Genomic DNA, 12,541 nt, shown 5'->3' on the forward strand with positions numbered 1-12,541 from the left:
GTCGCGGCCACCCTCGCGGTGGCAATGTGGGTGTTGCTGCCCGGCCGTGGCCGGCGCCTGGCGGCCGTCGTGACTGCCGCTGCCGCGGTCGCGACCGTCGTCCCGGCGGTCGGGCTGCGCGTCCCGCCCCGCACACTGGTCGTGACCGCGATCGACGTCGGGCAGGGTGACGCGCTGCTGGTCGATGCGCCCGGCGTGCGGATCCTGGTGGACGGCGGCCCCGACGGGCGGGCCGCCCGCTGGCTGCGGGGCGCGGGCACGCGTGATCTGGACCTGGTCGTCCTGACCCACCCCCACGCCGACCACGCCGACGGCCTGCCCGCGGTGCTCGACCAGGGTCGGGTCGGCGCGGTCTGGGTCCCCGCGCTCGACAGCGACCTCCCGTCGGTGGCCGGCCTGCTCCGCCGCGCCGCGCGCGCAGCCGTGCCGGTCGTGACACCTGTCGCCGGGCAGCGCACGACGATCGGGCCCGTCGGGGTCGAGGTTCTCGGGCCCCCGCCGGGACGGCCCTACCGCGCGGCGGACAGCGAGCCCAACGAGACCTCGTTGGTCCTGCGGATCTCCTACGGCGCACGCGTGGCGCTGCTGACCGGCGACGTGGAACGTGCGGCGCAGACCGACCTGCTCCGCGCCCCGCACCTGCTGCGCGCCGGGCTCCTCAAAGTCCCACACCACGGCGGCGCGACCAGCGATCCAGCGTTCCTGACTGCGCCCCGCGCCCCGGTGGCGGTCATCTCCGTCGGTCGGCGCAACCGCTACGGGCACCCCCGCGACGAGGTGCTGGAGGCCCTCACCGATGCCGGGGCGCTGGTGCGCCGTACCGACCGCGACGGGACGGTCCGCGTCGAGGTCCCAGCCGTCGGTGCGGCGTACGCTGCCGCGGCGCCGCCGCAGCCGCCGCGGCCCGGCCTGATGCCGTCACGCGGATACGCTGCCGCCCATGGCGCCACCGGTCCCCGTGCACGTGCTCGCCGGCGACGACGAGCTGCTGCTGCAACGGGCGCTGGAGCGGCTGTTGGCCCAGCTGCGCGCAGACCGCCCCGACACCCACGTCGAGCAGGTGGACGGCTCGCAGCTCGCGGGCCTCCCGGAGCTGCGGACCGCGTCGCTGTTCGGCGGCACCCGCGCAGTGGTGGTCCGCGACGCGGATCGGCTGTCGGGCGGAGCCCTCGACGAGGTCCTGGCCTACCTCGAGGCGCCCGACACGGGATCGGTGCTCGTCCTGGTCGCGGAGAGCACCGACCGCCGGCAGCGGCTGTTCAAGCGCGCACAGGCGACCGGGGCGCGGATCGAGATGGTCCGCGCTCCCCGTCCGTGGGACCAGCGAGCGTGGGAACAGCTGGTCGAGACCGAACTGCGCCGCCTGGATCGCGATCCGGACCCGGCAGCGGTCGCGGCGATCCTCGCGCACGCCGGGACCGATGCCGCAACGATCGCGTCGAAGTGCGCGCAAGTGGCCGCGGCCACTCCCCCGAGCGGTCGCATCTCCCCCGCGCAGGTCGAGGCGGTGGTGGAGGGGCACGGCAACCGGGGCGCGTTCCCCGTCGCTGACGCGGTCGCCGACCGCGATCCCGCGGCCGCGATCCTGGCGCTGCGGGGGGCGCTGGACGGCGGCGAACAACCCTTGGCGGTGCTCGGCGCGATCGCGTTCCGGCTCCGTCAGCTCCTACAGGTCCGGGGTGGAGCCTCGCCCGACGAGGCCGGCGTGTCTCCGGCCAACCACCGCCATCTGCTCCGCAATGCGCGCCGCTTCTCGCCGGGCGAACTGCCCTGGTGCCACGACCGGCTGTGCCGCGCCGACCTGGACCTGAAAGGTTCCGATCTTCCGGGCGATCTCACGCTGGAGATCGCCGTCATCGAGCTGGCGACCCCTCGTCTTGGATGATCACCTTGCGGTGCGGGACGGGGATCTCGACGCCGCGGGCGTCGAACTCGCGTTTGACATCACGACGGAAGCGGCGGCTGACCGTCCACTGCTCCAGCGGGAGGGTCTTGATGAACGTCCGGATCGTCACACCCGACTCCCCCAGCATCTCGACGCCGAGGATCTCGACGTCCTCGAGGATCTTGGCTCCGATCTCGGCGTCGCGACGCAGACGGGCGGCGACCTCCTCGATGCCTTGGATCGCGTTGTCGAGGTCGGCCCCGTAGGCGACCTGGAAGTCGACCAACGCCCGCGCCCACTCCTTGGACCGGTTCGCCAGGAGGCGGATCTCCCCGTTGGGTACGAACCACACCGTGCCGTCCAGGGACCGCAAACGTGTCACGCGCATGCTGATGTCCTCCACCAACCCGGCCACGTCCGGGTCGACCTGGATGACGTCACCGACGCCGTACTGGTCCTCGAGCAGGATGAAGAACCCCGTGAAGAAGTCCTTGACCAGGCTCTGGGTCCCGAACCCGATCGCGACACCGGCGATCCCCGCCCCGGCCAGCAGCGGTCCCAGGCTGAAGCCGACCGTGCCCACGGCGGTCATGATCCCCGCGGCCCACACCACGACCGTCAGGACGTCTCCCAGGACGCTGCCGAGCGTGGTGGCGCGGAGCTCAGCGCGCCTGTGACGGCCGGGATCCTTCGACCTGGCCAGCCCACGGGCGGTGGCCCGGCTCACCCAGCGGCGAACCAGCCGACGCGAGACGAACGCGACGACCGCCGTCGCCGCGAGCACGCCGACCACGACCGCCGCCTCGCCCGCCACGGCGACGCCGGCAGCGGTCCAGTCGCTGTCGCGGACCGCGTGCCAGAAGTCCTTCAGCTGGTCGCCGGGTGTCTGGTGTGCGAGGATCGAGACAGCATCCAAGGGGGCGCTCCTCGCGTGGTCGCTGAACGCAGCATGGCGGCGCGAACAGGCCGCCGCCACCGTCAGCCCGACGCGAGTCGATGAACCAAGCCGCCATGGTGGTGGCCGCCGAGGCGGGCGGCCAGCCGCCGATCAACCTCACCCAGCTGCTGCTGGTCCTGCTCGTGGCGTGGACCGCCGGCCGGCTCGCGTCACGCGTCGGGTACCCGTCCATCCTGGGGGAACTCCTCGCAGGGATCCTACTGGGGCCGGCGGTCATCGGGCTGCTGCGCCCGGCCGCGGGCCTCGAGGTCATCGGCGAGCTGGGCATCATCCTGATGATGCTCTACATCGGCATGGAGATCGATCCGCGTGATCTCCGCCGGGCGTCGGTCCCGGGCCTCCTCGCCGCCGCTGGAGGGTTCATCGTCCCCTTCGGACTGGGCTACGTCACCGTGTTGCTGTTCGGCGGCTCCGTCTTGGAGGGTCTGTTCGTCGGTATCTCGGTCGGGGTGACCTCGCTCGCGACGAAGTCCCGCATCCTCGTGGATCTCCGCCTGCTGGACACCCGGATCGCGTACGTGCTGATGGCCGGTGCGTTGTTGTCCGACACCACGACGCTGGTGATGTTCGCGGCCATCATCGGCTTCGTGGAGGTCGGAGGGTTCGACATCGGCGGGACCGTCCTGGTTGCCGCGGAGGTCGTGGGCTTCTTCGCGGTCACCGCGGTTCTCGGCCTGTGGGTGCTGCCATGGATGACTCGTCGCCTCACCACGAGCGCGATCTCGGATCGGGCCCTGGACCTGGCGATCATCCTCACCGTCGGACTCGGGTTCGCCGAGCTCGCCGAGCTGGCGGGTCTGCACGCCATCCTCGGCGCCTTCGTCGCCGGCATGTACCTCCGGGAAGGCGTCCTGAGCCATCGGGCGACGCACGCGGTCAGCCAGTACGTGCACGACATGTCGATCGGCTTCCTGGCACCGGTGTTCTTCGTCACCGTGGGCTTCGAGATCACGCTGGACGTGTTCGACACCGATCTCGCCCTCCTCGTCGCCATCATCGCGGTGGCGACCCTGGGGAAGGTCGTGGGGACCGCCCTGTTCTACCTGCCGACTGGCCACGGTCTGCGCGAAGGCCTCACCGTCGGCGCAGCGATGAACGGGCGGGGCGCGGTGGAGATCATCGTCGCCGGCATCGGCTTGGAGCGGGGCCTGATCTCCACCGAGATCTTCACCATCCTGGTCTTCATGGCGATCGCCACGACAGCCAGCGTCCCCGTCCTGCTGAAACTCGGGGTCGAGTGGCTGCGTCGCCACGGAGAGCTGGCACGCTCGGAGGAGCGGCGCCGTGGCGTCGTGATCGTCGGAGCCGGTCCGGTCGCGCGGGCGCTCGCGCACAGCCTGACGCCGTCGCGGCGCGTGGCCCTGATCGACTCGAACCCGACGGTGGCTGGCGTCGCCCGACGCGAGGGGTTGAGCGCGATCACCGCGGACGCTCTGCACGAGGATGCGCTCCGCCGCAGTGGGATGGACGAAGCTGGGACGCTCCTGGCTCTGACCGGGAACTTCGAGGTGAACGTCCTGGCGGCACAGCGGGCGCGCGAGGACTTCCTGGTTCCCAACGTTCGTGTCGCACTAGGCGCCACGATGAGCGAAGCCCTGGGTGCGATCGTGGACGAGGTGGGCGCGGAGCCGATGCTCGACGCCCCCGTCGACGTCGGCCAGTGGGATCAGCTGCTCCGCACGAACCGTGCGAGGATCGAAACGCTGCATGTCGACGACGACACCGACGCGGAGGCGCTCCTGGAGCGGCTCCGCGGCGGCCGCAGCGCGTTCCCGCTGACGGTGGTCCGCGACCACGACCGCATCCCGTTCGTCCTCGTCGACGAACTGATCTCCGGTGACCACGTCGTGGTCGTGCACCGCGTCGAGGAGGACGAGCGGCAACAGGTGCTCGAGTGATCCGCTCGTCGCGTGGCGGGGGGTCGCCGCGGTGCGGACGTCACGAGGTGCTGTCGACGGCCACGATCAGGCGGGCCGGTACGGGAACTGCAGTGCCTCGCGCAACGCTCTGACCGCCACCGCGACCGCGTCCAGCCGGACCGAGCCCTCTTCCGCCACCGCCTGATCGATCAGTCGGGCGCTGCGTGCGACCGCGTCCTGCCGGTCGGTGATGAACGCCCGGACCGCATCGTACGCGGGGCCTCCGCGATGCTCGCGTAGCGCACGGTGCGCCGCCGTCCGATGCAGGCCGCGCAGGTCGTCGCGGAGCCCGCGGACGTGCCAGCGCCCCCAGCGATCGCGCGGAACGGCGCGGTCGAGGAGCCGCCGCAGCCGGTCGAGGCCAAGCTCCTCGCGCAGCGCCAGGAACACCGCCGCGACATCCGCCGGCGGCTCCCCCAACGCCCTGGCCACACCCGCGACGTCCGGTGCGATGTCGAGGTCGTTGACCGCCAGCAGCCACCTGGCGGTGTCCGCCTGCAGCCCACGGTCGACGAACCGTGCAACGTCCGGCGGGTCCGAGCGCCGTTCCCACGCGCGGGTCACCGTGGCCTCCAGGGCCTCGAACGCTGGCCGATCCCTGGCGATCACCGCCGCGACCTCGGTCAGCTCCGCTGACCGCACGTACTCGCGGGTGAGCGTCTCGAGCATGGCGTCCACACCCGCCTTCAACTCGATCGCGAGCATCGGGTCGATCCGGCGATCGACGTCTTCCAGCGCGTCCCAGTAGCGCTCGGCGTCGGCGATCTTCCGCGCGGTCCAGCACGCGGCCACGACCGTCGCGTGCTCCGCGCCGAGCTCCCGCGCGAGCCGGTGCACGAACGTCATCCCCATGCGGTTGACGACCTCGTTGGACATGACCGTGGCCACCAGCTCGCGCCGCAGCCGGTGACGGTCCAGGAGGCCACCGAACCGTTCCGCGAGCAGCGGTGGGAAGTACCCAGCCAAGACCTCGTTCAGCGCCGGCTGGTCGGGCAGCTGGGACCCGACGAGCTCGGCCGACAGGTCGCGCTTGGTGGCCGCGAGGATGACCGCGAGCTCCGGTCGCGTCAGCCCGGCCCCCGCCGCCCGACGTTCCTCCATCGCCTCGGTGGTCGGGAGAGCTTCGACGTCGCGATCGAGCGTGCCGGTCGTTTCCAGGTGGACGATGAGCGCCTCGTACGCCTCGATCCGTGACGGGCTGACCGCTGCCTCGTACGACAGCAGCCATGTCTGCAGCTCGACGTCGCGCAGACACGCGGCCACGACCTCTTCGACGACCGCCTCGAGGACAGCGTCGCGGTCCGCGGAGGTGATGTCGCCGCCTGCCGGTACCAGGCGCAGCAGGATCTTGAGGTTGACCTCGTGGTCGGACAGGTCCACGCCGGCCGAGTTGTCGATGAAGTCGGTGTTGAGCCGCCCACCGCGGCGCGCGTACTCGATCCGCGCCGGTTGGGTGACGGCCAGGTTGGCGCCTTCCGCAACCACACGGGCCCGGAGCCGGCGGGCGTCGACGCGGATCTCGTCGTTCGCGCGGTCACCGATGTCGCTGTTCGACTCGTGCGAGGCTTTGACGAACGTGCCGATCCCGCCTGCGAACAGCAGGTCGACGGGCGCCTCGAGGATCGCACGGACGACGGCCGGCGGCGGGAGGCGGCCAGCGTCCACGCGGAGCAGCTCCTGCAGCCGCGGCGACAGCGGGATCCACTTCTCGTCGCGCGACCACACGCCTCCGCCGACGCTGATGGCATCTCGGTCGTAGTCCTGCCAGCTCAGACGCGGGTCACCGAAGAGACGCTGGCGTTCGGTGAACGCGCGTTGTGGGTCGGGGTCGGGATCGAGGAAGATGTCGCGGTGGTCGAAGGCGGCGATCAGCCGGATCGGAGACGACTGGAGCATCCCGTTGCCGAACACGTCGCCCGACATGTCCCCGATCCCGGCCACCGTGATCTGCTCGTGTTCGACGTCGATGCCGAGTTCGTGGAAGTGGCGCCGGATCGCGACCCACACTCCCCGCGCGGTGATGCCCAGCCGCTTGTGGTCGTAGCCCCGCGATCCTCCCGACGCGAAGGCGTCACCCAGCCAGAAGCCGTACTCGTCGGCGACGGCGTTCGCGATGTCCGAGAACGTGGCGGTGCCACGGTCTGCGGCGACCACGAGGTAGGCGTCGTCACCATCGCGGCGACGGACCCGGTCGGGCGCGACGACCTCGTCGCCGACCACGTTGTCGGTGACGTCCAGCAGCGCTCGGATGAACGTGCGGTACTGCCGTTCGACCTCCGCGGCCAACGCCTGGCGGTCGGCGGGTGGCCGCTTCAACACGAAACCGCCCTTGGCCCCCGTCGGAACGATCACGGCGTTCTTGAGGACCTGCGCCCGCATGAGCCCCAGGACCTCCGTGCGGACGTCGTCGCGACGATCGCTCCAGCGGACCCCGCCACGTGCGACCGGCCCGCCCCGCAGGTGGATGCCCTCCACGGACGGGGCGTACACGAAGATCTCGCAGTGCGGGACGGGCTTGGGTGCCTGCGGGACCGCACCGCTGTCGAACTTCAACGCCAGCCGTCCGCTGACGCCGTGGCGGTAACGGTTCGTGCGGAGCGTGGCGTCGACGAGGGCGAGGAAGGCCCGCAGGATCCGGTCATGGTCGAGGCGCTGCACCTGCTCGAGCGCTGCGACGACGCGATCACGGGCTGCGTCGACGTCGTCGGGTGAAGCGAGACGGTCGGGATCGAAGCGCGCGTCGAAGTACGCGACCAGCGCCCGCGAGACGGCCGGATGCTCGACCAGCGCGTCGTTGATGTAGTCGGCGGTGTACACGGTGCCCACCTGCCGCCGGTAACGGCGGTACGCACGCAGCACAGCCAGGTCCTCCCACGCGATCCCGGCACGAACGACGAGCCGGTTCAGCGAATCCACTTCGAGACGACCACCCCAAGCAGCCAGCACGGCCGACGCCAGGCGCGAACCGTCGGCGTCGTCGTCGACCGACGCGCCGACGTGGCGCACCCCGTAGTCGTGGATGTGCAACTCGATGCCGTCCCCCGTCAGGCGGAACGGCAGCTCCTCGGTGACCGTGAGACCGAGGCTCTCCAGGATCGGCAGGATCCGCGACAGCTCGATGCCGTGGCCGCGTTTGATCGCCTTCAGTCGGGTGAGCCGACTCCCGGCCAGGGGGTCGCCGTGGAGACGGACGTCCAGATCCTCGCCAGAGTGCACCAGTCGATCCAGGGCTGCGATGTCGTCGGCGGCGACCGGGTCGGGGGCGTTGTGCTCCTGGTACGTGGCCGGCAACCGCCGGCCGTACTCGCGTAGCAGCCGGCGGCCCTCCGGCTCGCCGTCCCGAGCGATCAGCACATCGCGCAGTTCATCGAGCCAGCTCCGGGCCAGTGATCGGATCTCCGCCTCGAGTTCGCGCAGCGGCACGTCGGGGATGTCACGCTGCGGCGTCCGCACCGAGAACCGTGCGACCGCTTGTGGTCGTTCGCCGAGCGACAGATGAACCTCCACTCCGCTCCCGCCGTAGCGGTCGATCAGCAGTCGCTCCACCTGTTCGCGGAAGCGGGCGTCGTAGCGGTCACGGGGGACCCCGATGATCATCGAGACCTCCCCGATGGCCGGATCCACGCGCCGACGCACCGTGATCTCGTGGCGCTCCTCCGCCCGGAGCAGTCCCAGCAGCGTGTCGTGCAGCTCGTCGGCGGTGAGCTCGAACAGCTCATCCTTGGGGATCGCCTGGAACAGCGCGGTCAGGGCCCGCTCGTCGTGGGAGTTCTCCGGGATGCCCTCCGCCTCGATGATCTGTGCCAGCTTCCGGCGGAGCACCGGGATGCTGGCGGACGGGACCGAGTGGGCTCTCCGCGCGAACAGACCGAGCGCCCGGAACTGGCCGACCCGACGCCCCGAGTCGTCGACGCGCTGCACCCAGATGTTGAGCATGCGGGCGCGTTCGCGCACCGTGCTGGTGCGGTGGCTGCGGGCGACGGTCAGGATGCGATCACTCACGTGCCGCTCGTGGAAGCGCTCGTCGGTCTCCGTCAACGGGACCGTGCGCGCGTACCGGGAGGCGTCGTCGTCAGCGAGGATCCCGAGCCCGGAGCCGGCCACTACCCGGACCCCCTCGGCGCCGTCGTCGCCGTGGACGATCTCGTACTCGCGGCTGCCGAGCAGGAGGAAGTTGTCGTCGAGGAGCCAGTCGAGGAAGGCGGCGACCTCGCCCGCTTCGTCAGCGAGCACGCCGCGCGCCGCCTGACCGCGGAGTTCGGTCGCGAGTCGTTCGACCCGTTCCCGCATCCGCGGGAAGTCCGTGGTGGCGTCGATGGCGTCGTGCAGCACGCGGCGGAGGGCCTCTCGCACCTCCCGCTGCTGGTCGGCGGTGAGACGCTCGTCGAGCTCGACGTGGATCAGCGCCTCACGCGACGGCGTGCCGCGAGCCGGGGAGACGGCAGTCAGCGCTCCCGACCGGTCGCGTTCCACGCCGAGGACCGGGTGGAGGGTGCGCACGACGTGGTGACCGAGGCGGTGCAGCTCCTCGGTGATCGTCGTCAGGAGGAAGGGCCGGTCCTCGGTGCAGACCTCGACGACGGTGCCCGGCAGGCTCGGCCCGTTGAGCCAGACCTGCGGGATGGTGGTGCGGATCGCGAGTTCGCCGGGGCGTCGGTCGGCCACGAACCGGAAGGTCTCGGCGATCTCCGAAGCCAGCGACGCGGGGTCGATCGTGTCGAGCGCCAGGTCCGTCGCGCGACGCAGCAGGAGCCGGGTGAAGTCACGGGCGAGTCCGACCCGGGCCGGGTCGACGTGCTCCTGGAGGTGCCGCAGCAGCGCCGCCGCCCCAGCGTCGCTCATCACCGACCCCCGTGCTGACGGTCAGCTGGCGACGCTACTGGACGGCGGGTGCGATCCGGCCGGAGTCCGGGCACGGCGACGGCCGCTGACGCGACGAAGGCTACAGTTGACACCGACCGCGGCAGCGCACGGTCCCGAGTTGCTAGGTGCCCGATGACCAGAACGGAAAGCTTCGACCGCGACCAGCTGGTCGCCTGCGGCCACGGTGAGCTCTTCGGGCCGGACGGCCCTCAGCTGCCGATCCAGGGCATGCTGATGTTCGACCGGATCACCCACATCTCGGATGCGGGCGGCAAGTACGACAACGGTGCCGTGGTAGCCGAGCTGGACGTGCACCCGGATCTGTGGTTCTTCGACGCCCACTTCGCCGGCGACCCGGTGATGCCGGGAAGCCTCGGTCTCGACGCGCTCTGGCAGCTCGTGGGTTTCTTCCTCGGCTGGACCGGGGAGAAAGGCCAGGGACGGGCGCTGGGTTGCGCGCAGGCGAAGTTCTTCGGCCAGGTGCTGCCCGACGCGAGCCTGGTCACCTACCGTCTCGACATCAAGCGGGTGGTCCGCCGCGCGCTGACCATGGGGATCGCGGACGGCTCGCTGCAGGTTGACGGCGATGAGATCTACACGGCCACCGACCTCAAGGTCGGCCTGTTCACTGACCCCCAGGAGTTCTGATCGCGCCGGGGCCGCGCGTCGGGATCGTGATGATCACCCACGGACGGGTCCACGAGCTGCTCGAGACGCTCGCTCGTCTGGTGTCGCTCCCGGAGTCGCCACCGGTCGTGGTGGTCGACAACGGCTCGAGCGACGGGACCGCCGCCGCGGTGCGGGGACGTTTCCCGGGGGTGACGCTGGTGTCCCTGGCCGAGAACCACGGCGCCACCGGGCGGAACATCGGCGTGCGACACCTGACGACACCGTACGTGGCCTTCGCCGACGACGATTCGTGGTGGGCGCCCGGCTCGCTCGAACGGGCCATCGGACTGATGGACGCCCACCCGCGGCTCGCGGTGGTCAACGGACGCATCATCGTCGAACCCGTAGGCGAGGTCGACGCGATCTCCGAGGAGATGGCGGCCAGCCCCCTCCCAGCGGACGAGGATGTGCCCGGAGCTCCCCTGCTGAGCTTCCTCGCCGGGGCGTCGGTGATCCGCCGTCGCGCCTTCTTGGCGGCGGGCGGGTTCGCGCCGCGCCTGTTCCTCGACGGTGAGGAGGAGCTACTGGGCGCGGACCTCGTGTCGCGTGGCTGGCGGATGCGGTACGTGGCGGACGTGACCGTCCACCACCGCGCATCGACCAGTCGTGACGCGCATCAACGACGCCGGCGCGGGATCCGCAACACCCTGTGGTTCACGTGGCTGCGCCGCCCCGCCCCGGCGGCGATGCGACGAACGCTGACGCTGGCCCGCCAGGTGCCCAAGGACCGGGTGTCGCTCGCGGCGTTCGCCGATGCCGTCCGCGGGTTGCCGTGGATCGTCCGTGAGCGCGAGCGGGTCCCGCCGCACGTCGAACGTGGGCTGCGAGCGCTCCAGGAGCAGCAGAACGCCTCCGAGGCCCGCCGCTACGTCTCGTGATGCGGAGCGCCGCGGTCGCGGAGGCCGGAGACCACCGACGCGGCCAGCCCGCCCGGACGACCGTTCGACCAGTGCGGAGGCCCGGGGCGACGCTTCCAGGCTCCACTGTGGGCACGGACGAAACGGAGGAGGACCGATGGCTGGTGAGTCGAAGACCACGACCGACCACGACACCATCCGCCGCTGGGCGGACGAGCGCGACGGGCGGCCCGCCCAGGTCCGCGGTACCGCCGCCGACGGCAGCGGCATCCTGCGGATCTGGTTCCCCGACGTCGGCGCCGGGTCCGAGGAGCTCGACGAGATCTCGTGGGACCGCTTCTTCGAGAAGTTCGAGGAGGAGAACCTGACGTTCCTCTACCAGGACGAGACCGCCGACGGTGACGTCAGCCGGTTCTTCAAGTTCATCGCTCGGGACGGCGACTGATCAACACCGCGACGGCGCATCCTCCACGCGACGCCGCGCACGCTCCACCGGCCAGGGCAGCGGCCGCCGGGCACGCAACACCCACGGCAGACCCGACAGCGCGGCCAACAGCCCCCGACGCGACACCGGATCGCGTGCCGCGTCGCCGAGCGCAGCGCCGGTCGCGCGGACGAGCGTGATACCGCGTCGTCGCAACCACACGGTCCACAGGTCGTTCCGGGCAGTCAGCCACAACCGACGGCGACGGGAGCTGTCGTGTGGGTCGTGGTGCGCGACGACGTCGTCGAGGTACGCCAGTTCCCAGCCGGCCGCCGCCAGGTCCAACGCCAGCAGCTCCTCCTCCCCGCCGATGACGTAACGGGCCGGGAAGCCACCGACCGACAAGAACGCGGTGCGACGGACCACCGCCCCGCAGGCCACGAACCCCAGCACGCCCGGAGCCGCCAGGCCGTCGCCGGTCCGCAACGGGCTCATCGCCATCTCCACGCTCGTCGGATCCAGCCGGTCACCGCCGCCGACCAGGATCCGCGCCGCGACCAGGCCCAACCGTGGGTGCGCGTCGAGATGCTCCGCGGCACGCGCCAACGCACCGGGCGCCCACCACGAATCGTCGTCGGCGAACGCCACGTACGGTGTGGTGGCGCCCGCCACGCCGATGTTGCGGGCCGCCGCCCCGTGGTTCTCGGCGAGCGCCACGACCGTCACGTCGGGGAACCGGCGGCGTACCGCCGCGGCGGTCCCGTCCGACGATCCGTTATCGACCACGATCACCGCGGCGGCGTCCTCTCGCCCGACCAAGCGGGTGAGCGTGGCCAGGACCTGGCCGGCCCGGTCACGCGTCGCCACCACGATGGTGGTCGCGGGCCCCCGACCACTCACGCTGCCACGACCACCCGACGACGCCGGGAGGTCACTGTCCGCAAGGAAGCCGAACGCTGTGTGACG

The 12,541-nt window shown here is 71.4% G+C and carries 9 protein-coding genes; 5 read left to right on the plus strand and 4 right to left on the minus strand.

The window, feature by feature from the left end; genetic code table 11:
• On the minus strand, positions 1-675 hold a 675-nt coding region (locus M3N57_11155), incomplete at its 3' end, for a hypothetical protein (GenBank protein MDP9023225.1).
• Between the two features lie 265 nt (positions 676-940).
• Here M3N57_11155 and holA point away from each other — a divergent pair.
• Positions 941-1,885, plus strand: coding sequence for a DNA polymerase III subunit delta (gene holA / locus M3N57_11160; protein ID MDP9023226.1), 945 nt, complete (start codon positions 941-943; stop codon positions 1,883-1,885).
• Here holA and M3N57_11165 read toward each other — a convergent pair.
• On the minus strand, positions 1,854-2,801 hold the full coding sequence (locus M3N57_11165; GenBank protein MDP9023227.1) for a mechanosensitive ion channel family protein: 948 nt from the start codon (positions 2,799-2,801) through the stop codon (positions 1,854-1,856). The two genes, holA and M3N57_11165, sit on opposite strands and share 32 nt — an antisense overlap.
• A gap of 80 nt (positions 2,802-2,881) precedes the next feature.
• Between M3N57_11165 and M3N57_11170 the strand changes: the two genes are divergently transcribed.
• On the plus strand, positions 2,882-4,741 hold the full coding sequence (locus M3N57_11170) for a cation:proton antiporter (GenBank protein MDP9023228.1): 1,860 nt from the start codon (positions 2,882-2,884) through the stop codon (positions 4,739-4,741).
• Positions 4,742-4,807: 66 nt separating this feature from the next.
• On the opposite strand, the gene M3N57_11175 is transcribed toward M3N57_11170, so the two are convergent.
• Complete coding sequence (locus M3N57_11175; protein ID MDP9023229.1) at positions 4,808-9,604, minus strand: NAD-glutamate dehydrogenase; 4,797 nt, start codon at positions 9,602-9,604, stop codon at positions 4,808-4,810.
• 153 nt (positions 9,605-9,757) lie between these two features.
• Here M3N57_11175 and fabA point away from each other — a divergent pair, with 153 nt between their 5' ends.
• The 3 genes from fabA to M3N57_11190 all read left to right on the plus strand — a co-directional run bounded on the left by fabA (position 9,758) and on the right by M3N57_11190 (position 11,596).
• On the plus strand, positions 9,758-10,273 hold the full coding sequence (gene fabA / locus M3N57_11180; GenBank protein MDP9023230.1) for a bifunctional 3-hydroxydecanoyl-ACP dehydratase/trans-2-decenoyl-ACP isomerase: 516 nt from the start codon (positions 9,758-9,760) through the stop codon (positions 10,271-10,273).
• A 29-nt stretch (positions 10,274-10,302) separates the two neighbouring features.
• The gene (locus M3N57_11185; GenBank protein MDP9023231.1) at positions 10,303-11,172 is read left to right on the plus strand and encodes a glycosyltransferase; all 870 of its coding nucleotides are present in this window, start codon (positions 10,303-10,305) and stop codon (positions 11,170-11,172) included.
• A gap of 136 nt (positions 11,173-11,308) precedes the next feature.
• On the plus strand, positions 11,309-11,596 hold the full coding sequence (locus M3N57_11190) for a hypothetical protein (protein ID MDP9023232.1): 288 nt from the start codon (positions 11,309-11,311) through the stop codon (positions 11,594-11,596).
• Here the strand turns inward: M3N57_11190 and M3N57_11195 are convergent, their stop codons facing one another.
• The gene (locus M3N57_11195; GenBank protein ID MDP9023233.1) at positions 11,597-12,475 is read right to left on the minus strand and encodes a glycosyltransferase; all 879 of its coding nucleotides are present in this window, start codon (positions 12,473-12,475) and stop codon (positions 11,597-11,599) included.
• Positions 12,476-12,541: the final 66 nt, after the last annotated feature.

This window comes from Actinomycetota bacterium (assembly GCA_030776725.1).
GTDB lineage: Bacteria > Actinomycetota > Nitriliruptoria > Nitriliruptorales > JAHWKO01 > JAHWKW01.

Coding starts and splice junctions, on each gene's coding strand:
- holA (MDP9023226.1), top strand. CDS start 941: ATGGCGCCACCGGTCCCCGTGCACGTGCTCGCCGGCGACGACGAGCTG.
- M3N57_11175 (MDP9023229.1), bottom strand. CDS start 9,604: ATGAGCGACGCTGGGGCGGCGGCGCTGCTGCGGCACCTCCAGGAGCAC.
- M3N57_11185 (MDP9023231.1), top strand. CDS start 10,303: ATGATCACCCACGGACGGGTCCACGAGCTGCTCGAGACGCTCGCTCGT.
- M3N57_11170 (MDP9023228.1), top strand. CDS start 2,882: ATGAACCAAGCCGCCATGGTGGTGGCCGCCGAGGCGGGCGGCCAGCCG.
- fabA (MDP9023230.1), top strand. CDS start 9,758: ATGACCAGAACGGAAAGCTTCGACCGCGACCAGCTGGTCGCCTGCGGC.
- M3N57_11190 (MDP9023232.1), top strand. CDS start 11,309: ATGGCTGGTGAGTCGAAGACCACGACCGACCACGACACCATCCGCCGC.